This window comes from Turicimonas sp. TL08 (assembly GCF_054660695.1).
The window spans coordinates 104,778-125,831 of sequence record NZ_BAAGDP010000008.1; the positions used below are offsets into that span (position 1 = coordinate 104,778).

19 protein-coding genes are annotated in these 21,054 nt (G+C 45.1%); 4 read left to right on the plus strand and 15 right to left on the minus strand.

All coding sequences use genetic code 11. From position 1 onward, the window contains the following. Positions 1 to 75 precede the first annotated feature (75 nt). The 5 genes from ACYQ4O_RS05825 to ACYQ4O_RS05845 all read right to left on the minus strand — a co-directional run bounded on the left by ACYQ4O_RS05825 (position 76) and on the right by ACYQ4O_RS05845 (position 5,098). Positions 76 to 1,119, minus strand: a complete 1,044-nt coding sequence (locus ACYQ4O_RS05825; protein WP_460175033.1) for a cytochrome c3 family protein — start codon at positions 1,117 to 1,119, stop codon at positions 76 to 78. A 56-nt stretch (positions 1,120 to 1,175) separates the two neighbouring features. Next, complete coding sequence (locus ACYQ4O_RS05830; RefSeq protein WP_460175034.1) at positions 1,176 to 1,970, minus strand: hypothetical protein; 795 nt, start codon at positions 1,968 to 1,970, stop codon at positions 1,176 to 1,178. Between the two features lie 9 nt (positions 1,971 to 1,979). Then, positions 1,980 to 4,100, minus strand: a complete 2,121-nt coding sequence (locus tag ACYQ4O_RS05835; RefSeq protein ID WP_066594246.1) for an aldehyde ferredoxin oxidoreductase N-terminal domain-containing protein — start codon at positions 4,098 to 4,100, stop codon at positions 1,980 to 1,982. A 19-nt stretch (positions 4,101 to 4,119) separates the two neighbouring features. Further along, positions 4,120 to 4,824, minus strand: a complete 705-nt coding sequence (locus ACYQ4O_RS05840; protein ID WP_308514331.1) for a 4Fe-4S dicluster domain-containing protein — start codon at positions 4,822 to 4,824, stop codon at positions 4,120 to 4,122. 118 nt (positions 4,825 to 4,942) lie between these two features. Then, positions 4,943 to 5,098, minus strand: a complete 156-nt coding sequence (locus tag ACYQ4O_RS05845) for a hypothetical protein (protein WP_460175035.1) — start codon at positions 5,096 to 5,098, stop codon at positions 4,943 to 4,945. Positions 5,099 to 5,926: 828 nt separating this feature from the next. Between ACYQ4O_RS05845 and ACYQ4O_RS05850 the strand changes: the two genes are divergently transcribed. Beyond that, positions 5,927 to 7,102, plus strand: a complete 1,176-nt coding sequence (locus ACYQ4O_RS05850) for a molybdopterin-binding protein (RefSeq protein ID WP_460175036.1) — start codon at positions 5,927 to 5,929, stop codon at positions 7,100 to 7,102. Positions 7,103 to 7,286: 184 nt separating this feature from the next. Here ACYQ4O_RS05850 and ACYQ4O_RS05855 read toward each other — a convergent pair whose 3' ends face one another. The 3 genes from ACYQ4O_RS05855 to ACYQ4O_RS05865 form a co-directional block, all read right to left on the minus strand. Next, complete coding sequence (locus ACYQ4O_RS05855; RefSeq protein ID WP_460175037.1) at positions 7,287 to 8,795, minus strand: FAD-dependent oxidoreductase; 1,509 nt, start codon at positions 8,793 to 8,795, stop codon at positions 7,287 to 7,289. Between the two features lie 104 nt (positions 8,796 to 8,899). Continuing rightward, positions 8,900 to 9,523, minus strand: coding sequence for a response regulator transcription factor (locus ACYQ4O_RS05860; protein ID WP_460175038.1), 624 nt, complete (start codon positions 9,521 to 9,523; stop codon positions 8,900 to 8,902). Positions 9,524 to 9,540: 17 nt separating this feature from the next. Then, complete coding sequence (locus ACYQ4O_RS05865; protein WP_460175039.1) at positions 9,541 to 10,674, minus strand: porin; 1,134 nt, start codon at positions 10,672 to 10,674, stop codon at positions 9,541 to 9,543. A gap of 151 nt (positions 10,675 to 10,825) precedes the next feature. Between ACYQ4O_RS05865 and ACYQ4O_RS05870 the strand changes: the two genes are divergently transcribed. Further along, entirely contained in the window at positions 10,826 to 12,628 is a 1,803-nt protein-coding gene (locus ACYQ4O_RS05870; protein ID WP_460175040.1) for a sensor histidine kinase, read from the plus strand. Here the strand turns inward: ACYQ4O_RS05870 and ACYQ4O_RS05875 are convergent. The 4 genes from ACYQ4O_RS05875 to ACYQ4O_RS05890 all read right to left on the minus strand — a co-directional run bounded on the left by ACYQ4O_RS05875 (position 12,625) and on the right by ACYQ4O_RS05890 (position 15,048). After that, the gene (locus tag ACYQ4O_RS05875) at positions 12,625 to 13,092 is read right to left on the minus strand and encodes a YbhB/YbcL family Raf kinase inhibitor-like protein (RefSeq protein ID WP_460175041.1); all 468 of its coding nucleotides are present in this window, start codon (positions 13,090 to 13,092) and stop codon (positions 12,625 to 12,627) included. The two genes, ACYQ4O_RS05870 and ACYQ4O_RS05875, sit on opposite strands and share 4 nt — an antisense overlap. A gap of 20 nt (positions 13,093 to 13,112) precedes the next feature. Further along, complete coding sequence (locus ACYQ4O_RS05880) at positions 13,113 to 13,568, minus strand: CBS domain-containing protein (RefSeq protein ID WP_084081531.1); 456 nt, start codon at positions 13,566 to 13,568, stop codon at positions 13,113 to 13,115. A 165-nt stretch (positions 13,569 to 13,733) separates the two neighbouring features. Next, the gene (ttcA, locus tag ACYQ4O_RS05885; RefSeq protein ID WP_460175042.1) at positions 13,734 to 14,669 is read right to left on the minus strand and encodes a tRNA 2-thiocytidine(32) synthetase TtcA; all 936 of its coding nucleotides are present in this window, start codon (positions 14,667 to 14,669) and stop codon (positions 13,734 to 13,736) included. Next, complete coding sequence (locus ACYQ4O_RS05890; protein ID WP_460175043.1) at positions 14,656 to 15,048, minus strand: dihydroneopterin aldolase; 393 nt, start codon at positions 15,046 to 15,048, stop codon at positions 14,656 to 14,658. Before ACYQ4O_RS05890 ends, ttcA begins: the two co-directional genes overlap by 14 nt. Positions 15,049 to 15,106: 58 nt before the next feature. On the opposite strand from ACYQ4O_RS05890, the gene ACYQ4O_RS05895 reads away from it, so the two are divergent. After that, positions 15,107 to 15,298, plus strand: coding sequence for a DUF2905 domain-containing protein (locus ACYQ4O_RS05895; protein ID WP_066594260.1), 192 nt, complete (start codon positions 15,107 to 15,109; stop codon positions 15,296 to 15,298). Here ACYQ4O_RS05895 and ACYQ4O_RS05900 read toward each other — a convergent pair. Further along, positions 15,290 to 16,378: a tRNA nucleotidyltransferase gene (locus ACYQ4O_RS05900; protein WP_460175044.1), complete on the minus strand. Its 1,089-nt coding sequence runs from the start codon at positions 16,376 to 16,378 to the stop codon at positions 15,290 to 15,292. The genes ACYQ4O_RS05895 and ACYQ4O_RS05900 overlap by 9 nt on opposite strands. A gap of 82 nt (positions 16,379 to 16,460) precedes the next feature. On the opposite strand from ACYQ4O_RS05900, the gene ACYQ4O_RS05905 reads away from it, so the two are divergent. Next, the gene (locus ACYQ4O_RS05905) at positions 16,461 to 17,012 is read left to right on the plus strand and encodes a 5-formyltetrahydrofolate cyclo-ligase (RefSeq protein ID WP_460175045.1); all 552 of its coding nucleotides are present in this window, start codon (positions 16,461 to 16,463) and stop codon (positions 17,010 to 17,012) included. Here ACYQ4O_RS05905 and ACYQ4O_RS05910 read toward each other — a convergent pair. After that, positions 17,009 to 19,300, minus strand: a complete 2,292-nt coding sequence (locus ACYQ4O_RS05910) for a molybdopterin-dependent oxidoreductase (protein WP_460175046.1) — start codon at positions 19,298 to 19,300, stop codon at positions 17,009 to 17,011. The genes ACYQ4O_RS05905 and ACYQ4O_RS05910 overlap by 4 nt on opposite strands. Before the next feature lie 74 nt (positions 19,301 to 19,374). Continuing rightward, entirely contained in the window at positions 19,375 to 20,670 is a 1,296-nt protein-coding gene (locus ACYQ4O_RS05915; RefSeq protein WP_460175047.1) for a tryptophan--tRNA ligase, read from the minus strand. Positions 20,671 to 21,054: the final 384 nt, after the last annotated feature.

Sequence of the window (21,054 nt, forward strand, 5' to 3'; positions counted from 1 at the left end):
TCCTTGGCGGTCTTAACCGCTTAATCTTCATAAGGGAGAGTTGGTTCGGAAATATATTCCGAACCGTCCTTAACCTTACTTGGCTACGACTTTGGTGTAACCGCCCTTGTCGATGATTTGCTGTGCCTTGGCAATGTAAGCTTTGGCAGTCTGAACGCGGTCAAGCAGATAATTCTGTGCATGAACGCCCCAAGATCCGTCTTTCTGAATCATTGCTGCAATATCATCAGCCTTGTCCAGCAGCAAACGTGCTTCGGTCTGATCAGCCGGACTTAAGCGGGTAACTTCAAGAAGTTTTCTGATGCGCGGAATGGCGCCTGCAACTTCTTCGTAACCTTCTTTGATCGGAGTCTGCCACTTCATCACTTCGCCGTAGACTTCTTTCTGATCTTGGTAAACGAGACCCTGATCAAGTTTAGAAGTGGCTTCGTTGTGGCATCCCTTCCCTTCGAAGACCGTGTAGTCGGCAGGAGAATTTCTTGCGCAGCTCCACATCAAATCCACAAAGGCGTTGCCGTCTTCATTCTTAGCAAGAACGTAGGCCTTGACTTTGCCTTTTGGTGTGTCGACTTCTTCCTGAACCATTGTGGAAGCGGCCGGATCAACATTGATCTTGTATGTATGCAGGCGTTTGAGAGCCTTTGGACCAGCAGCCTTTTGATCGGTTGAATAGTCATCGGCAGAGGCCATATTCGGCATATGACATGCAATGCAGTCAATCTTGTCATGAGTGTCGGTATGAGCAAAGACCTCGGCTTGAACGGTATGGCAGTCTTGGCAACTCTGACGGATCGTCGGCTTAGAAACAACGGCCATCCAAGCAACGCCTTGTTTGCCCTTCGGATCGTGACAAGAAACACAGCTGACGCCTTTCTGAGAGTGCACTGTCATGAAGTGCTGATCGGCTTTTTCTTGATAAGCCTGCTGAGTCAGCAATGTCTTTTCTTTCTTAGTCAGTTTAGGCTGTGCATCTTTAGCAATTCCTAAGGACTGCATGAATTCCGGTTTTTCAGGAATATTAATCTGTTCAACTTTGTAGCCGCCTTCCTGGGCAAATACGGCAGAAACTCCAAACGCTGCCAAACAAGAAAGAGCTATAGTGGTTAATTTCGTAAGCATGGTATTTTCGCACCTATGTTGCGGAGCTTGAAATCTCAAGGCTCCGGCATTCTTTACTAGAGCATTTCTGCTTCGCCCTGATCCATTTCCTCGGCCAAGAAGTCCGCGTAGGCATCTTCCAAGTAATCGGAAGAATAGAGATACAGAGAGCCGGCTGATGTTTCGGCAACTCGAATATCTTTTGCCTTCGGGTCCTTAGCGACCTTATCCAAAACATCTTGGATAACTTTCGGGTCGAGGTTGAACGGAGCAAACTCAAAGGAAAAAATTCCAACCGGCCTCGGATACAGCTGTGAGCTTTCACGAACCGTATTCAATATCAGCTGATAAGGATTGTTCTGAGCAGACATGAGTCTTGCGAAAGAACTAGAAAGAAGCGGCAGGAAATGTACGTACCGTTTTCCGTCCCAGCTTTCGAATTCCTCAATGTTGTTCGGACCTTTCAGAGCTTCAGCGTATACCTCGTCGAAATATTCCGGAGTGACTTCTCTAAGTTCTGCGGGTTCGCCCTCTTGTTTTTCCAGATCTCTTACGCTCAGCTCTCCGTTAAACAGAGAATGAAGCATTCTTCTTCTGGAAATCAGTCTGCGGCGTTCCTTTCCTTCCGGACTGTCGTCAGCAGAATTGCGCAGTTCTTTTTCCTTATAAGGAATAGCGTCAATTTCAGTCTTCGCTTCCTCTTCGGTCAGCATTTTCTGATTCGGAGCCCGTTCGAGGAATTCTGCCCGGAGCTCTTCAACAGTGACAAGTTGAACCTTGGAACTGTGTTCTGTGACTAAATCAACAAGAAATACGATGTCAGATTTGAACTGGCTGGTATTTGTTGAGAGTTTGTTTTCAGGACAATTCATACTATTGCTCTACTTTCCAGGCATTAAACCTTCTTTTTGCATGACAGGGACAACGAAGTCGAGCTGCATTTCTTTGTAGGCCTTTTCAGTCGGGGCACCGGTCTTCGGATCCCAGCCAACCATTTCGAAGAAAATATCAAAGCTCTTTTCGATATCGTCTTTATCCATTCTGATCGTGCCTTTCGTAAATGCAGGACGATTCTTCGGATCTGTGAAAATCCAATTCGGATAGAAGTCGTGTTTCTTACGCATATTCAGCTCATTCATCTGACGCATTGTGTAAGCGCGATGAAGAGTAAATGCTCTGAAACCGGCGTTGTCTAACTGTTGAGCAGTGTCCTTTCTGCCTGTTAAAGCACGATAGACCTTGCCTTCCATATCATCGTCTCCGATGTAGTTGTCAGACTTATTCGGAGAAACAACCCACGGAGCCATCCAAGAGCAAAGACCCAACATATCGTGAAGTTCTTTTCTGCAGATGACCCAGCGGAGGCGGCGCATCTTGGCTTCGTTTGTCGGAGTGTAGTCGCCGATCTCATCGACGGCATCACCGCTTCCCCAGAAGCGTTCGGCAATTGTCTTCTTGACGCCGATTGGCAAGCCGCTTCTTGTGAAGTTAACGGTACCGTGGCTCATCGGGTCGCGGTTGTACAAGCAGTTCAAAACAGTTCCGACCTGTCCGTCGTCTTCGTTGGCATGATGTTTCGGATGGCTCAAAGCCCAATAGTTCGTAGACTTATCATTTCTCCAATCATCTTCGGGGATGCCGAAGTGATCAAGCATGTAAGCGGTACTTTCTCCGAGCCACTTGCCCATTTCACCTTGTCTGTAAGCGATGCGAGTAAAGAGATCCATTAAGAAAGAGGCGTCGCAGTCTTCAATCTTCTGCCATGGGATGGAGTTGTATTCCTTCTCCGGGAGCACCTTCTTCCAACGTCCTTCTACGTACATCTTCTTGAAGTCGCGGTGAAGCTGACCGTAGTTGCACCAAACACCAAGGTCATCCATGACCTGAATACCTACCATAGAAGCTTGGCGGGCAGCCGGCAAATCGCGTTTAGCGGCAATCTTCGGGAAGATCACGCGGCCGAAATACAGAGACATGCAGGTCTGTTCGGTCATCTTATTGATGTGATAGCGAGCAGCAGCTTCATCATCTTCAACGATAGCGTAGCAGCGGAGCGGGCAGCCGTAGCAGCCGTTATTTCTAACCTTAATCTTCAAACCCTGCGGTTTGCCAAGGAAGAACTGGCTGGCGCACCAACGATAAGAAATGCGGTTAGGACTGCGCATATCTTCGGAAAGAATAATAGGCGGATTAGCTTTCTGCCAGACATTACCCGGCATACCGTTCCAACGGCTTCCCGGTGCATAGAACTCAAACAGCGGATTAGGAGCAGACGGAACCACGTGCTGGTTCAAAGAACCGAACAGTTCGATATTTCTTTCGTTGATCTTCTGCCACTCTTGCTTATCGGCGTGAATGTGAATCGGCTGGTCGCCGTTAACTACTACACCTTTGAGCTTCTTAGAACCGAAAATACTGCCGATGCCACCGCCGGAGTGCTGGCGTGCGCTGATAAGTACAGACATCGGAACGAGGTTTTCACCGGCCGGTCCGATAACGGCTACAGAGGCCGTCGGCTTCGTCTGATTGGCGAGCATCTGTTGTGCGCGGCGTGTGCCTTGGCCCCAAATGCCTTTAGCGTCTCTAATTTCAACTTCGTCGTTGTCGATATAGAGATATACAGGTTTGTCAGATTTTCCTTCAATGATAATGAAGTCATATCCGGCCAACTTCAACTTAGCTGCCAAATCACCACCGATGTGGGCGCTGGCGATCATCGGAATCGGGTAGATAGTCGGATAGATGGTAGTGATAGAAGTACGGCTGGAGCAAAGAGCACCTGATCCGGAGAATGGTCCGGGAGCGATAACCAATTTGTTAGCTTCGTCTAAAGGCTGTGTCTTCGGAGGAACTTCATCCCAAAATACGCGGTAACCGATAGCTGTTCCGCCGATTTCATCTTTGAAACGCGGAAATGTCGGCTCCTTAGTAATCTGGCCGGTTGTTAAATTAACGCGGAGGCCCTGACCGGTATAGCCATATCTTTTTTGTGTGTTGTCCATTTCAGTTCCTTTCAGTTAATTAACCGTGGCAAACAGAACACTGTTTGGCGTTTTCTTCCGGCAGATAACCGTGAACAGGACGCTTGCCTGGTTCGCCGGAACGATCTTTCCAAGGCAGATAAACGAGAGCGGCGGCCGGACAGGCTTTTACGCACTTCGGATCACCGTCGCACAAGAAGCACTTGCTGGCTTTTTCTGCTTCGCGGTCAAAAGTCATCATGTCCCAAGGACAGGCTTTCTGACATAAACCGCAGCCGATGCACTGGTCTTCGACAACGAATCTTGCACCGGTTTCCGGATTAACTTGAATGGCGCCTTGAGGACAGGCATTTGCGCAAGGAACCGGGTGAGCACACTGGCGGCAGGTATCCTGAACGACAGTGGAGTTACCCCAAACGCCCTGTAGAGGACGGTATCCGGAGTTACCGGGACCGTACCAAATATTGCGGCCGATCTTAATTCTGGCTAAAACGGGGTCGTTTTTGCCGTCGTTATATTCGGTACAGGCCATTTCACAGCGCTGGCAATCAACACAGAGAGAGGGATCACCAACGATTAAACCTTCCGGTGCCTGCAAAATGATGTAAGGACGTGTTCCGGTTTGGGCTCGTACTTGGTTCATCGCAGCCAATGTAGCAGTCACGGATGCGACCTCGAGGAAACCGCGTCGGGTAATGTCTTGGGGTAAATTGACCTTGGACATCAAGTCTTTTAGATCAAACATAATTATTTTTCTCCTGGTGGAGGGACGAAAAACCGTAGTAATCCGTCATAGGGAGGGCTTCTAAAACTCGAGCTTGCGCCGCTTTTTAGAAACTTACTGGCTTTAAGAGTGGCAAAGATTATTTGCTTTGGAGGGACCAGCCGTTGCTGCCGACAGGCTTAATCGTCCATCTTGTGCGTAAGGAAGGGGTAATAAAGGAGAAAACAACAGAACAATCACGCTCGGGGGCGAAGCTTTTAATTTCCGAATTGTGATTAGTTCTTATGGAACTCATTTTATTTCTCCGCAACAATTAACTGTTGCCGTCTTGGGAAGTACTGCTGAAAACCTTTACATTTGTATGAAACGTAACAGCATGTTAGGGATTTTAACAAATAGAAATAAATAGTGAAGAGGTTTTAAGCTCCTTTTAACAATTTTCCCGACTAAAAAATTAATTAAATTTATATAATTTATCGAGTATGTTTGCATATTAATTAAAATATTTGTATTAATTTCAGTTAGTTATTAGATTGTCTGTTTTTTAAATTATTTTTCATGTAACTCGAAAACTTGTGAGTTGTAATTTTGCAAATATCATCCGTTTGGATTAGCTCTATACACAATATTGAAAATTCGATTCCAATACGAGTTATCTTTTCGATGCTCCAAAGCTCACCTTCCGCCTCACGGATATAGAAAGGAATATCAACGACGTCAGGGGATATAAATGAACAACAGAGAAAATTCACATTTCCCGTGAAACTCGTATTTGTTAGTTTTGTCGGTTCTGTATTAACTTTTCAACTTACGTCAGCAAGCACTCTGTGCCTGCGTACAAAAACAACAATCTGAGAGGAAGGTCAAAGAAAACGGCTCTAGTCGTCATACTTTCTCCTGGGGAACTATTCTTTTTTTTACCTGAGGTCATTTTCTGCCAGGAAACTGCTCGAGTAGTTTGATATAGATCAAACTTCTGTCATTTTTGAAATCCATAGGCGACCAGAAAAACAACAAGAGGCCAAGAACTTCGAGCTATAACAGCTCATATTTGCTGATTTCTTCACAGATTTTCCTTTCTCTCGGCCTAAAATAACGACTTTAGGTTTATTGCGTCCAAGTCATGAACGGAAATTTTGTACTCTATCCTTTCAGCCGTCCGCCGTTGCCATTTGAAAAAGTCAAAATCACTTCTCCTTTGGCAAATAGTTTTGGTCTTGAACTGGCGGAAGACGTTATCAGCCAAGAAAATATTCCACCCTATGATGTGGCAACAAGAGACGGCTGGGCTATTGCCACCGAGGATAAGCACTATCCTCTTAAATCTCCGGCAATCGTTAACGGCGAAGGACCGAAATACTTGGAAGTCAATTCATACCGCTGGATCAACACCGGAGGATATTTACCTGAGAGAGCCGACGCCGTTGTTTCTAACAAAGAGCCGTCTGATCCTGAATTCGGTCTTGACACATATCCACTTGAAAATGTCTTGCCGAAAGGTAGTGAGTGGCAAAGAGGCGAGTTAATTCTCAAAGCCGGGACGGTGCTGGCTGCTGCGCAGCAGGCCCTTTTGTTTGAAGCGGGGATTCAAGAAGTAACCGTATACAAACGCCCTTCCGTTGCGATTTTAGCCACGGGACACGAAATTGTTGAAGCAGGTTCGGAGTCAATAGTCAAAAGAGGACGGCATTCGAGCAATGCCACTTATCTCTCTAATCTGCTGAATGGTCTGGGACTCACTGACACTGCCGTATTTTTTGCAAAAGACTCGGCTGTAGAACTTAGCTCGAGGCTCATTTCGTTAGGTCAGTATTTTGACTTTATCATCACCGTCGGCGGCACAGGTCAAGGCAAGAGCGATTTGCTTCGCAAAGCAATCAAAATGTCCGGCGGTTCTCTGATCAAGGACGGCACCCGGTTATCCAGTTCCCTTCCGTTTGTATACGGAAAGATGAACAAATCAATTCTTATCGGCCTACCTGGCAATCCGCTCGGCTTTATTTGTCTAGCTCAGCGATTTGTCCTTCCTCAGATTTGGTCTTCTTTCATGACAGCACCTTTTCCGGTGAAGAAAGTAGAAGCGATCATGGGCTTTAATTTCCAAGGAAAAGCCGGAGATATCTGTGTACAGCTTGCTCCTTTGGGTGATCATCTTATTGCCCTTCCGCTGCAGAAAGGAAGCGGTCGTTCTGCATCATTCAGAGATGCACAAGCCATTATTAAGAATCCAAAAGGGCATCACTTAGAAGCAAACCAGCAAGTAGAAGCTGAACTCTTCTTCAACGGCCTTCACTTTTAGACTTCGGTTGTCAACGCAGATAAGAAGAAAAATAGAGCGCCGGGGATGAACCTACAGATTTTGACCAAAGAGAGATAGGACTCGTTTGGCTGTAAACAGCCTGAGCAGTGCAGCTCACTTCAATAACGAAAGGACGGCAGTTTCAATAGATCTGACCGTCCTTGTGCTGAATTAGATTAAGAAATTAACTTCTGGCTTTTTCTTTAGCGACATTTTCGCCCGCGATCCTGCCGAAGACGAAGCAGTCAAGAAGAGCATTACCGCCGACTCGGTTGGTTCCATGGATACCGCCGGTAATTTCGCCGGCTGCATATAAGCGAGGAATCGGAGTTCCGGTGCAGTCCAGAACTTGAGCCTTGGTGTTGGTGTTCAATCCCCCCATCGTATGGTGAACGGTCATGCCTGTGTAGCAAGCCCAGAAAGGTCCTTTTTCAATCTTTCTTGTGAGATTGCGGGGTGCCTTATGGAAGTCAGGATCTTCCTTGTTTTTGATAATAACGTTGTTATATCTGTCTACGGTCTTCTGCAAACCTTCAGGATCGACGCCCATCTTCACAGCCAGTTCTTTAATAGTCGGAGCTGTCCATGCTTCATTGATTTCAATACCTCTTTGAACTGCATCATGTACGGCGCTGTTGTATGACTCATACTGATTATTGTCAACTACAGTGTAACCATAGCGTTCCGGTGTACCTAATACTGCATCACGGATATGATCACGTCGAGCACCTTCATCAACGATACGATTGCCTCGTTTATCTACATAGATAGAACCGTCCACATTGGTATTCAAGATGATCTTCATCTTCTTACCGGCCGGTGCTCCCGGAGTGGACTGGATGAAGTCCATACCAATCAAATATCCGCCGATTCGATTTGCAGCCATCATTACATCACCGGTATGGCCGGGAAGATTGTCAGTGCCGAGTCCAGCAGTTCTTGGATCATGCAGTTCTCTCAAATACTGATTGCCGGAGAATCCGCCGCTGGCTAAAACTACGCCTTTCTTGGCCTCAATATTTAAGACTTGTCCTTTGCTGTTTTGAACTTTTACGCCTAGGACATCGCCGCTCCATGGCTGTTCGCGGTAAATCTCAACGACGGAGAAACCGGTCTTAAACGGAACGTTTTCTTTCTTCAAGGCTTTTGACAAGACTCCCGTATAACCGATGCCTTTCGGAACTGCAGGAGAGTGAGCGCGAGGATAGAGACCGCCGAACATTTGATGAACTGTCGGCTTGAATTCCATTCCTAAGCCTTCGAGCCATGTGATTACGCTATAGGCATTATCACAAAGGACTTTGACACGAGCAGGATCGCCTCTGAAATCGCCTGCAGCTAAGGTTTGAGCGGCATGTTTTTCAGGAGAATCTTCAATATTTTGCTTCGGTTGACGAACTGGATCTGCGGCATTAATTTGGCCTTGAGCTGCCATAGTATTACCGCCGGCAAAAAGCAATTTTTCAATAATTACTACTTTTGCTCCGTTTTGTGCAGCCAACAAAGCAGCCGCCATACCAGCTCCGCCACCGCCAACTACAACAACATCATAAGATTCGTCCCATTGTTGAGGAACGTACGGATTTGCAGGATTTGCAGGATTTGAGGTCTGGGCAAGAACAGCTCCCGAACCAAAAGCCAGAACACCGGCACCGGCTGTCTTGAAAAGATTTCTTCTGCTAATGTTAGACATAATTAACTCCTTGAAGATTTTGAGAAAAAACTTCCCCTGAGAGGACCTTTTCAGTCCCCTGTGAATTAAATTAACTATTTAAGAAACTATTGAGAAATAAAGCGTTACGCCTCTATATGCGACATAAACTCTCTTAGTTGTATTAGGTCTCTGACACCGACTTTGTTGTAGGCATTGAAGCGATGAGTTTCTACGGTTCTCTCACTCAATCCTAACCTTTGAGCAATCTGGTAGTTCATCAATCCGGCATTAACCAACTTCAATACTTCCTTTTCTCGTTGAGTTAAAGCGTCGTAGAACTCCTGATACCTGACCATTCGATAATCCTTATGCCGTTCTTCATTATCAGTCTTTACGGCTCTTTCAACGGCTTCAAGCAAAACTTCAGCTGACACAGGCTTTTTCAGAATATCAACGGCGCCTTTTCTAAAAGCGGTAATAGCCATGTCTACATCCGCATGAGCTGTAAGGAAGATGATGGGCTGAGAATAACCTTCATGCGCCAGCATTTCCTGAAACTCCAAACCATTCACCAAAGGCATCTGATAATCCAAAATAATGCACCCGGGAACTTCGGGATCGTCCTTTTTCAAAAACGAAGCGGTGTCAGAATAAAAAGTGACAAGCCAGCCTTCAGTCTTGAGGATGAAACGGATTGCGTCTGCGAATCCTTCGTCATCATCAACAATACGAACGATTGAATTTTCCTGAAGTTTGCGGTCGATCACTTTTTTCTCCCAAAAGACTAAAAGTTATGACACACACCGAACGCTGTTGTTAAACGAGTCGCCTTGCTTTCAGCATTCTTGAACATTCCTGTTCCTCTGGCATAGCTGCCTACTGCATAGAGCGAGGTTCGCTTGGACAATGGATAGAGGTACTTTAGCGAAGCGACCCAACGATCGCCGTCTCTGTCGGCATCTGTCTTCATGCTTTCACCCTGCCATTTTCCCATATTCCATTTGAAGGCGCCAAAGAGTTTTCCTCCGCCTACAGGATAGCTGCCGCCGATGACGAAAGAGTCAGATCTAAAGCCTTTCCTGCTTTCTTTGACCTTAGCAGTATTTCCAAATCCCAAATCTTTGGCATAAAAGGCATTAGGACCGCCGCTCAGGTTTCGAGAATTCCAAACATGCTGATATCCGAAGTTTAGGCGGAACTGTCCGAACATCTTATATGCTGTCAAGAATAAGTTATAAGTCGGCTCGGAATCCGCGCCATTATTGGCTCCGGCCTTTCTGTAATCGATCACGGTAAAAACAGTTCCTACGCTAAAGTCAGCTTGCTTGTATTGGGCTGATAGACCATAGTAATGGTTGTTTTTACTCCAAGCATCCTCATCAGAGGAGATGCCGTTTGAGTATTGCGCCGTCAAAGTAACTGCATTGGTTGGCTTTACTTGGTAAGTGACAGAATTATTAAGCATTCCGGAATTAACCAAGGAACCGATAAGAGCCGCATCTAAGAAGTTGCTTGCCATTGGATTGGCGCCCATCTTTGGGAACTGTCCAAAGTATCCTGTGGTTCCCATTAGAGAGCCCGAGCGGCCGAAACCCAGTTCGCCCCATTTTCCACCGACGATCAGTAAAGAGTCTCTATCGAAAAGCACACCGGCGGTTTGAGGAGCTCCGTTATTTACTTTGATGCCTTGTTCCAAGATGAACTTAACATAATTTCCATTTCCGAGCTCTTCTTTTCCTGTCAGGCCCCAACGACTGGCAGCATTTCCTCCCGAGACGGCTTGAACACTAGTCTGCTGACCTTTGCCTTTCATAACGCCGAAGCCCGTATCCACAACGCCGTAAACACTCACCGTACTTTGAGCGTAAACAGCCGGGACCGAGCACAGCAAACAAAATGTTAAAAACTTATTTGACATTCTTGGCACCTTTTTCTCCTTTGTTTTGAGAACTTCCATGGCTCCAAGATAAAGAAAGTGTCACTTAGGCACCTGGTACTTAGGTAATAAAAAAGGTGTAAATCCTAATAGGCCGGTATGAGATCATAGAGGCAGTGATATGGAGATCTTTATGCCGAAAATTCTCTTGCTTTTAGTGTTGCCTTTGGCTTTGTTATCGGGTCCGGCACAAGCCACTTACGTGGTTGGTCTCGGAACCGGCGCTATGTCGAGCAACGAACAAGAGTTCTTTGAAGCAACTAAAAAATATCTGGAACAGAAATTCGGTACGAATGAAATCCAATTCATGCAGCCGGTGTCTCTTACGCACTTAAAGAAACTGATAGAAGAAAAGAAAATCGAGTACTTCATTTCATCAGCCGGCTTTGCACGCTCTCTTTCACAAGACGGGGTTCGTGAGCTATTAATTTATGCTCCCACAAAAAAAGGTACGGATAGAAATGAATTAGGTTCGGTCTTTTTAACTCGACCGGACATGACCGTTCGCACGCTTGCCGATTTAAAAGGCAAACGCTTTACCTCCAACAATCCTGAGGCTTTTTTTAGCCACATTGTGCCGTTAGCAGAAATCAGTTATGCCGGATACGATCCGAAAAAATTCTTCTCTTCCGTCTCTTTCCTCAACAAAAATCCCGAAGATCTTCTGCAGGCTTTAATTGACGTAGCGCTCCCCGGCTGCTATTGGGAAACCTTGTCCGCACAAAATAAAGAAATTCGAGAGAAGGTAAAGCCGGTGTTAGTCTCGAGTACATCCCCCTGCACCAGCTCTACTCGAACCTTTCCGAATTGGACCTTATCTTCTACAAAAAACAGCGATGCTGCCTTCACACGCAAGTTAGTCACAGCGCTTCTTGAGATGCCGTTTTCGAAAGGGACCGCATCATGGTCGGTTCAAATGGATCTCAGCTCAATTGATGGTCTTTTCAAGGAGCTGAAGATCGGCCACTTCTCGGACTATCGGCCCTGGACTCTCAAAGAAATGCTTCAAAAGTACAGTTTTGCAGTCCTGCTTTTTGCCGTTTTCCTTTTAGGCCTGCTTTCTCTGACTCTCTTCCTTTACCTGAAATTAAAAAGAAGGTCTGAGCAGCTTGTAGCTACATTAAGAGCCAAAATCAAAACCGATCGGGCTATGAAAGAGGCCGAAGCCCGTTTGATGGCGTTGCAAAAAATCAGCACCATCGATCATATGAGTTCAATGATTGCGCATGAACTTCCACAGCCTTTAGGTGCTGTCCAAGCTTATGCCGAAGGACTTTTGCGAGCACAAAACAAACAGGCCCTAGACAGCCAGACGCTGACGGAAATGCTTATAAAAATAATTTTTCAGACCAAGAAAGTTGAAGATATCGTCAACTCGGTTCGAAATTACGCAAAAGAAAGAAAGCTAAAGAAAACACCGTCGAGAGTTAACGAAACGGTAGCAGAAGCTATTCAAGATTTTCGCTTTGCCTTTCATTGTGATAATTTAGCAATCAATTTTTCCCGCTCCAATGCAGAGCCGGTTTGCAGTTTGTCGCCTTTGGAATTTGAATTGGCAATCTACAATCTGCTTAAGAATGCCAAGGAGGCTCTCGAAGCTCAAAATGTTAAGAATCCGGAGGTCACTGTTGCTGTTAACGAGGACAAAGATAGTTGCAGAATAGCCATTGCAGACAATGGGTCCAAGGTCTCAGATGATGAACTGCAAAGAATCCAAGTATCCATGTCCTCTCGCAAAAGTGCCGGCTTAGGAATTGGTCTTTCCATCGTGAGATCCATCATTCAGAATCACGGAGGAAAATTTTCAATCAAACGAACAGAACTTGGGTCGGGTATTACCTGCGAAATTAGTCTTCCGCTTTTTAAAGCAGATCCTTCTCAGAAAATCGAACCTGACCGAACCAAGAGGCTCACAGAAAATGACTTACGGAATTAAGTGGTCAGCTTGTAAAGACCAACAATCTGTGCGGAACCGACGATAAAGCCGTCCATTTCTCGTAGAACTTCTTTTCTTTGAGGAGGACGTTCAAAAGACAATTCGGTATTAAGCGCGTACAGCTTAAAGAAATACCGATGCGTACCGATCGGGGGACGAGGGCCGATATAGCCTACGGTTCCTCTGTCGTTCAAACCTTCCTTTGCGCCGGAAATTTGTGAGATGTCCTGGCCTGCCGCTAATTCCATAGACTGCGGAGGAAGGTTATAAACAATCCAATGGGTAAAAATTAATTTAGGATTTTCCGGATCTGGAGCATCCGGATCCTCCACGATAAGTACCAAAGATTTCGCAGCCTCAGGAATGTCAGAAATTACTAACGGAGGGGAGAGATCTTCTCCTTCCTGTGTGTATTCGATTGGAATAAATCCCTTGTCAGCAAAAGCCGGAGAAGAAATCTTCATCTTTGGTACCTCAATTTTGACTACGGTCTTTGTGCAATCTCACGAGTCTTAGAAGATTTAACAGCGCGGACAATACTGTCAAGCATCACTGAAAGTTCCTCTACGATATTGGAGGCTGTCACAATACCGCTAATCTTACCTTCCTCATCAACTACCGGGAGTCTTCTTATACCCTGTTCCCGCATTCTGGCAAGAGCATCGACCACACCTTCGGAGGAGTGAGCTACAGAAACCGGTGCAGACATAACTTCATCAACCACGAGAGTCTTAATGTCTTTTTCCAGGGCCACTACTTCAATCGTAATGTCTCGGTCTGTCAGCATACCGATCGGGCGTTCGTTCTCATCAACAACCACGAGACTTCCGACATGAAGTTCTCTCATTTCTTTTGCGCAATTAAGAAGCGATGTGCCGGAAGGTATTGTTGCTACCTTATGTACAGCCAAATCGCCGATCTTCATTGAGCGAGCTCTCATATTTACCTCTTACACTAAATAATCTTTGATTATCCGAATAGTCTACAAAAAATCTGTTGCTTTTTAAGCAGTTCCCGATAACTCAGCCGATAAATACCGCACTAAAACATGGATCCTTTTGAGTTCCCTAACCTCAGGTTCTGCAGAGCGAACTTTGAAAAATAATTAATTCTGTTCCTTTTCTTCTTGCGGCTGAGCTTTCAAATTAACAAAATCAAAAACTTCCTCATCCATCAGATGGGACGGAGCTACGCGGCCTAAACTCTTAAAAATATTTTCCACTCGGCCCGGGTGCTCTTTGTCCATTTTCTCAATCAATTCTTTCATTTCTCGACGGCATTTATCATCGGCTCCGCAAAGCTTCGGAATGATGTCGTAATTTTGAACTTTGCACCAGCGTTTCAAGTCTTTTTCGCGAATATAGATCATCGGCCGGATAACAATATGCTCCTTGGCATCGCTCAAAAGTTTCGGCGGCATCGACTTGAGGCGTCCGCCGTAATACATGTTAAGAAGCAGCGTAGAAACCACATCGTCCATGTGGTGTCCTAGGGCAATTTTTGTAACCTTCTGCTCCTTGGCAATGCGGTAGACAATGCCTCTTCTCAAACGAGAGCATAAAGAACAAAAGTTTCTTGGATCTTGATACTTGGATTTAACAATACTGAAAGTATCCTGATCTTCGATAAGGTACGGAACACCGATCTTCTCGAGATGATTAACCAATTTATCCAACGGGAAATCGGGAAGATGCTGATTCAGACAAAAAGCTAGAAGTTCAAACTTCACGTTGCTTCTGCCCTGCAGTCTCACCAAAGCATCTAAAAGAGCATATGAGTCTTTGCCCCCGGATACGCAGACCATGACCTTGTCACCGTCTTCAATGAGATTAAAGTCGATAATGGCCTTTGCGCAAAGTCTGACGATTCTTTTTTCAAGTTTTCTATTCTCAAAAGAAAGTCGCTGACGTGTCACCAAATTTTTTTTATCTTTCGCAGGCTCCATTTCTTCCGCCGAGGTTTCGTCCGACGGCTCTTCGGCCATCAAAGAAAGTTCTTTCTCTTTTTCTTGGAGAGAATCTACCGCTTTAATTTTGATCATGCTGTTCAACAAATATCTCTATTCCAAAGGATGCACCGTCTGTCAGAACATCCAATTTTTCTGTCTTAACTTTTACCGCCTTTACCATGGGATTTGAGAGGACATGTTTAGCCACCGATGCAGCAAGAGTTTCCTGCAGATCAATGTGACCTTTTGAAAGGACTTCTTTTATAGAACCGATGATTTCTTCGTAGTTGTATACATTGGATAAGTCATCGTCGGCCGGATGATTTTCAACCCATGCTTCAACATTAAATCTAACAGATTGTTTTCGTTTTCTTTCGGAGTCATAAGCACCTATCGCAACATCCAGGACATAATCTGTCAAATGTAGCTTGCGGTATTTGCCGGAACACAGAAGAAAATCTTCTATCCGCATTTATCGTTTTCCTTCGCTGAGTAACATCACTGCATTGATTTATGCCACAATCTAATGCATGCGATGGATTCTTACTATTTTTATAGCTCTCTGTATTCTGTCGTCTGCAATTCCTTGGCTTCAAAAGCTCGGAATCGGACGACTTCCGGGAGATATTAACTTCAAAATCTTCGGAAAAGAGATAAACATTCCGATTGCGAGCACTATTCTCATCGGAACTGTAATTCTTTTAATCGGAAAGTTACTTTGAGAATTTTTCAATTAACAAGCACCTTGCCTCGTCGACCATTTTCGGCACGTCCTTTTTATCTTTAACTTTTGCGACAATTTCCTTCAAGTCTAATTGTTTGACTGCGTCAGCAAGTTGTTCCCAATAGTCTCGCTCATCCTTTGAAAGATCAGTGTCATAGCACTCAAGCAATTGTTTAAATCTTTCAGGCCTTCTGAGCGAATCTGTCTTTTTCAAGAAGAGCAATTTTTCAGAGGCCGAAGATGAAACTTTCGGAACCTTCTTTTCATAAGTTTTGACCAAGACTGCCAGTTCAGAATATTCCTTCGGCAGTCTAAGAGCTTTCAAAATCTTGTTCAGATCTTGAACCGAAACCTCTTCTAAGCTCGCGACAAATCTTTTGAGCCTCGGATTCTCACTTTTAACCTCATCGACTTTTGCTAAAACGGATGGAGAAAGTTTCCAGGCTGGGAACGCTCTCTCCAAGTATCCGGTTTCTCTCAAGACTTCAAAGAATCTGGAAGGCTTAGACTCTTCAAGCGCCCGCAAAAATTCTTGAGTAACTCTTTCTTGGACTAAGTTATCGGACTCTCCCGACGAGACGATAGTCTGCAAAAGAGTCATCGTTTCCGAGGCAATAGAAAATTCCGGCAGTCTTGCAGAAAATCTGGCCACTCTCAGCAATCGAACAGGATCCTCGACAAAAGCGTCGCTAACATGTCTCAATACTCGATTTTTTAAATCTTCTTTTCCGCCATAGCAATCAATTAGAGAGCCGTCTTCATCAAAAGCCATGGCGTTAATAGTCAAGTCTCGTCTTAGAAGATCCTCTTCTAACGTGACGGATGGGTCGGCATGAAAGACAAAACCGTGATAGCCCTTCCCGCTTTTTCTTTCCGTGCGGGCGAGCGCCAACTCTTCTCCGTTCTTGGGATCAATAAAAACCGGAAAGTCAGCGCCTACGGGAATAAAACCACGCTTAACCATTTCTTCCGGACTAGCACCGACTACGACCCAGTCCTTGTCCTGAGGCGCGATATCAAAGCCCTCTTCTTTTAAAAGAGTGTCTCTGACCCAACCTCCAACTATGTATCTTTTCATTTTCCACAGATTCTTGAAATCTTTTGAATTTTTGAGAAATAATACATAACCGCCTTGTTAACAAACAAATTCCGGACTGAAAATGCCATCTTCGCCCTTCAAGACCAATCTCCGAAAAAAGCTCAAACAACTTCGCGACGGGCGTCCCATCGACCCTTGTGTATCAGCTGCAGTCATTGATAAATTAAGAAGTTGGATGTCAGTGCAAAGTTACGCCATCGTTGGTTTTTATCTTCCAATTTTTCACGAAGTTGATTTAGTGCCGTTCATGGCTTCATGGCTTGAAAAAAAACCGGGAAGAAAAGCTGCAATACCAGTTATTGAAAACAACCAGATGTTTTTTGCCGAATGGTCTCCGGAAACAAAACTGACCAAAGGAATTTTCAACACTTTGGTTCCGCAAACCATCCGAAAAATTGCTCCAGATCTTTTACTTGTCCCCTGCCTGGGCTTCGACAACTCAAATTACAGGCTCGGTTATGGAGGCGGGTGGTATGACCGTTACTTATCTCAGACAAATCCTCGGCCATTTACCGTTGGAATTGCTTACTCTCAGTGCAGAATTGAAACTATTGAGCCGGAAGAAACTGATATTCCGCTCGGCCTAATAATCACGGATGAGAGCAGATACTAGAGAGCTTTCCGAACTTTGACTGTCCCGTAAGAGGCGACATTTCCTCTTGCCAATGAGGAGGTCGGAACGTCTTTGACCAGTGTATTTGAACAGCCCCCGACATCCTTATCAGCTATAGAGAAGAACATTCCGCCGTGGCACACTGCCACAACGCCGGATGCGATATCTTCAGATAGCTCAGCTGTTGCGACAATAACTCCTCGGGAGTTATGCAGTTCAACTTTTTCACCGCTCTTTAAGCCGAGTTTTATTCCGTCTTCTCGATTGATTCTGACTTTTTCGGGCACTTGAGGTCCGTCAAAAGTTGCATCCAGATTATGAAGTTGGCTATGCAGACGATCTGAGGCTTTGAGACTTACCAGAAAGAATTCGTTTTCAGCGGCCGGCAGCTCTTCAGGTTTGAAATACATTGGATATCCGCGGCAATCCCCATAACCGAATGAATCAATGGTTGGACTGAAAAGCTGGAACTTGTCGCTTTCAGTTCTTAGAGGACTGTGTTCGGGAGAATTTATAAAATCTCCAAAAGCAACATACTCTGCTTCTTCAGAAGCCTCCGGATACAACACGTATCCTTGCGTCCAAAACTCTTCAAAATTTGGAAGATCAACTCCTATCTTCTTATTTGCCGCCAATGCATCGTTGTAAATTTTTCTGATCCAGCCGGCTTCATCGAGACCCTCGGTGAAGGCTTCTTTCAATCCCAGCTTTTCTGCTAAAAGCATATAGATTTCATAGTCTGATTTTGCTTCTCCGGGAGCCTCAACGGCTTTATGCATGGCAACTATGCCGTCATTGGTGTAGGTACCTATTCCTACAATATCGTTTCTTTCAAGTGTGGTTGAGGCTGGCAGAACGATATCTGCATGTCTTGCCGTCGCACTCCAAACATGGTCAGATACAACCACAGTCTCAGGAATGCTCCATGCTGTCTTAAGCCGATTAGTTTCCGGCTGATGAGAGAATGGATTGCCGCCAGTCCACATCACCATTTTGACTTCAGGATACTTAACTTTTTTGCCGTTGAAATCAATACTTTTTCCTGGATTCAAGAAACAATCTACGAAAGATGCCACCGGTATCTTCTGAGAAAATTCTTCAGGATTTTTGTAAGGCCAAACCGGCGCAATTTTGGAAGGAATTCCTCTCGGCTGTTTTCCTTTTCGAACAGGAACTCCTCCGTCGGAGTAATGGTAATTTGATCCTATTCCACCTCCGGGTAGACCAATTTGTCCGAGCACACAGGCCAATGCGTATGCCATCCATGGAAATTGCTCGCCATAACGTGCTCTCTGAGGCCCCCAGCCAATCATCAACATCGTCCGATGAGTTGCCAAATCTTGGGCGAGATTGCAAATGACAGAAGCTGGAATACCGGTTTCTTTCTCGGCCCATTCGGCGTTTTTCTCGATACCGTCAGTTGAGCCCAAAATGTAGTTTTTCAGTTCATCGAAACCGAACGTATATTTATCCAGGAAACTCTTATTCGCCATACCGGCTGTGATGAGCTCATGCATCAATGCAAGCATCAGAGCGGCATCTGTACCGGGCTTTGGGGCTATCCAATCATTCTCAAGAAACTTTGAAGTCTCAGGACGAACAGGATTTATGCTGTAGGTCTTGATTTTGGAAGATTTGAGCTGGCCTAAATACTCTCGTGCTCGGTGAAGCGTTGTAATCCAATCGATGTCTCCGGTCACCAGAGGATCGCAACCCCAAAATACAATTCGTTCACTATGCTTGAGAATATTCGGCCACGCCGTACTTTTTGGATCTGAGCTGCCAGTAACGTAAGGAAGAATGGTCGCAATGGCACCTGTCGAATAGCTGTTAGCGCATTCAACAAATCCTCCGCAAAGATTCAACAAACGTTGCTGTAAGGTATGTGCACTATGAACCAGACCTGAAGACTTCCAGCCATAAGAGCGCCCGAACATTGCCGCAGGTCCATAGTCCTTATAAATTCTTTTGATTTCACCGGCTACCAAATCAAGAGCTTGATCCCAAGTGACTTGAATCCATTCATCTTGGCCTCTTTTTTCAGAACTGGCGGGACCGTTCTCTAAATATTCCTTGCGGACGTAAGGATGCAGAATTCTGTTCGGAGACGTTTGAAGTTTAACTAGCTTTTTAAGATTCTTTGATGGCGCAGAATCTTTCTCGAACGGCTGCACATCAACCACTCTGCCGTCTTGAACGATCGGGCGGAAAATTCCCCAATGACTGGCTGATATCAATTGATTACTACATACATCAAGTGGTTTTATCTTCTTCTCCGCCGACTCCATCGAACCTTTCCTCCGGACAAATCAGCCCAACCAGATTTGATTCTGATTGGGCCATATCAAAGAAATTTTAAAAACTATTCTTCTTCATGCATTGCCAAGCGAATAGCTTCAATCTGCTCCTCTGTTACTCCGTCAGAAAGCTTGCAGTAGCATTCTTGGAAAGCTTTAAGTCCGTTTGCCTTGAAGCAGCAAAGAAGCTTACCCAAATCTCTGCCGTTCTCTAGACAACCTCCTGTCATAAGAACGTTGCCTTTTTCGTCTTGAAGGTTGAAGTAGAACATCCCGTCCTTCTCACGATACTGTTTGAATTTAGGGCAGCTCTTCTTCTTGGCTTTCTTCTGTTCAGCCTTTTCTAGGACCGGTTTGAACCTTCTTAAACCGACTGCATTTCTAACTTCTTCAATCAATGCCTGACTCATTGGTCTCAAGCGTGCGGCGCCTTCCATAAGAATATCTTCCACAACCTGTGGGTTTCTCATGAGTTCTTCGTATTTAGCGCGTTTCGGACCAATTTCGGCGTTGATTTGCTTGAATACGATTTCTTTTGCCTCGCCCCAGCCGAGGCCATCTCTCAATTTATTAGCGAACTCTTCTTTTTCTGACGGTGTAGCGAATGCATCATAAAGCTGAGTAAGAGAGGTGGAACAAGGATCCTTTGGCTCTCCCGGTTCTTTACAGTCTGTCACCACTTTGAGGATAGCTGCTTTAAGAGCTTTTTCTCCGCCTTCAAAAAGAGGTATGACGTTGTCGTAGCTCTTACTCATCTTTCTGCCGTCTAGGCCCGGCAACACAGCGACTTCTTCATCAATATAAGCTTCCGGCAGCGTGAAGATTTCTTTTCCGTAGAGCTGATTGAAACGCTGAGCAATATCTCTGCACATTTCAACGTGTTGAATCTGGTCTCGGCCGACAGGAATATAGTTGGCATTAAACATCAAAATGTCGGCAGCCATCAAAATCGGATAGCAATAAAGGCCCATAGACACATTGTTGTCCGGATCTTCCCCGGCAGCAACGTTATCATCCACTTTTGCCTTGTAGGCATGAGCTCTGTTCATCAATCCCTTAGAAGTGATGCAATTAAGAATCCAATTTAATTCAGGAACTTCTAAGATGTCGCTTTGGCGGTAGAAATGAACATGATTAGGATCTAACCCGCAGGCAAGCCAGGTTGCAGCAATTTGCATACGGCTCTTTTCAATTCTGTCAGGATCTCTGGTCTTGATGAGAGCATGATAATCAGATATGAAATAGAAGCTCTCAGTATTGGGGAGCTTTGCTTTCTCAATCGCTGGTCTGATGCAGCCAACATAGTTACCCAGGTGAAGGGTACCGCTGGGTGTGATTCCCGTTAAAAATCTTGTTTTCATAATTCAGCCAATTATTCTTAATACACCGTTGAGGAATTCTATATCGAAAAATCTACCTCAGTAACGCCGAAGGACCTCTCTTCTCCGCCAACCTTCCTCAGTATCATTCTCGAGTTGGGAGAAGTAAGAAAAATAACGGTGTTTTCTGTTCCTGGAATGGACTCGCTTCATCTACACAGAAAATCTTTCCGCTAAGTACTGTATCAACATCCTGAGTCCAACCGGTAGAGAAACCTCGTCTTGGATTGTAAAATCGGTTTTATCAGACCGACCCGTAAAACACCGTCCTTTAGGACGGTGATATAAGGGTCGAATATAATAATTTTTTCAGTCAGGCGTATTCTGTTGTTCAATGTACTGTTTGATAATAGAAATAGGTGCACC

Excerpts from the sequence above, each read along its gene's own strand:
- ACYQ4O_RS05840 (WP_308514331.1), bottom strand. The coding sequence starts at position 4,824 with ATGTTTGATCTAAAAGACTTGATGTCCAAGGTCAATTTACCCCAAGAC.
- ACYQ4O_RS05830 (WP_460175034.1), bottom strand. The coding sequence starts at position 1,970 with ATGAATTGTCCTGAAAACAAACTCTCAACAAATACCAGCCAGTTCAAA.
- ACYQ4O_RS05900 (WP_460175044.1), bottom strand. The coding sequence starts at position 16,378 with ATGAAAAGATACATAGTTGGAGGTTGGGTCAGAGACACTCTTTTAAAA.
- ACYQ4O_RS05835 (WP_066594246.1), bottom strand. The coding sequence starts at position 4,100 with ATGGACAACACACAAAAAAGATATGGCTATACCGGTCAGGGCCTCCGC.
- ACYQ4O_RS05895 (WP_066594260.1), top strand. The coding sequence starts at position 15,107 with ATGCGATGGATTCTTACTATTTTTATAGCTCTCTGTATTCTGTCGTCT.
- ttcA (WP_460175042.1), bottom strand. The coding sequence starts at position 14,669 with ATGATCAAAATTAAAGCGGTAGATTCTCTCCAAGAAAAAGAGAAAGAA.
- ACYQ4O_RS05880 (WP_084081531.1), bottom strand. The coding sequence starts at position 13,568 with ATGAGAGCTCGCTCAATGAAGATCGGCGATTTGGCTGTACATAAGGTA.
- ACYQ4O_RS05845 (WP_460175035.1), bottom strand. The coding sequence starts at position 5,098 with ATGAGTTCCATAAGAACTAATCACAATTCGGAAATTAAAAGCTTCGCC.
- ACYQ4O_RS05855 (WP_460175037.1), bottom strand. The coding sequence starts at position 8,795 with ATGTCTAACATTAGCAGAAGAAATCTTTTCAAGACAGCCGGTGCCGGT.
- ACYQ4O_RS05905 (WP_460175045.1), top strand. The coding sequence starts at position 16,461 with ATGCCATCTTCGCCCTTCAAGACCAATCTCCGAAAAAAGCTCAAACAA.
- ACYQ4O_RS05850 (WP_460175036.1), top strand. The coding sequence starts at position 5,927 with ATGAACGGAAATTTTGTACTCTATCCTTTCAGCCGTCCGCCGTTGCCA.
- ACYQ4O_RS05875 (WP_460175041.1), bottom strand. The coding sequence starts at position 13,092 with ATGAAGATTTCTTCTCCGGCTTTTGCTGACAAGGGATTTATTCCAATC.
- ACYQ4O_RS05910 (WP_460175046.1), bottom strand. The coding sequence starts at position 19,300 with ATGGAGTCGGCGGAGAAGAAGATAAAACCACTTGATGTATGTAGTAAT.
- ACYQ4O_RS05865 (WP_460175039.1), bottom strand. The coding sequence starts at position 10,674 with ATGTCAAATAAGTTTTTAACATTTTGTTTGCTGTGCTCGGTCCCGGCT.
- ACYQ4O_RS05890 (WP_460175043.1), bottom strand. The coding sequence starts at position 15,048 with ATGCGGATAGAAGATTTTCTTCTGTGTTCCGGCAAATACCGCAAGCTA.
- ACYQ4O_RS05870 (WP_460175040.1), top strand. The coding sequence starts at position 10,826 with ATGCCGAAAATTCTCTTGCTTTTAGTGTTGCCTTTGGCTTTGTTATCG.
- ACYQ4O_RS05915 (WP_460175047.1), bottom strand. The coding sequence starts at position 20,670 with ATGAAAACAAGATTTTTAACGGGAATCACACCCAGCGGTACCCTTCAC.
- ACYQ4O_RS05825 (WP_460175033.1), bottom strand. The coding sequence starts at position 1,119 with ATGCTTACGAAATTAACCACTATAGCTCTTTCTTGTTTGGCAGCGTTT.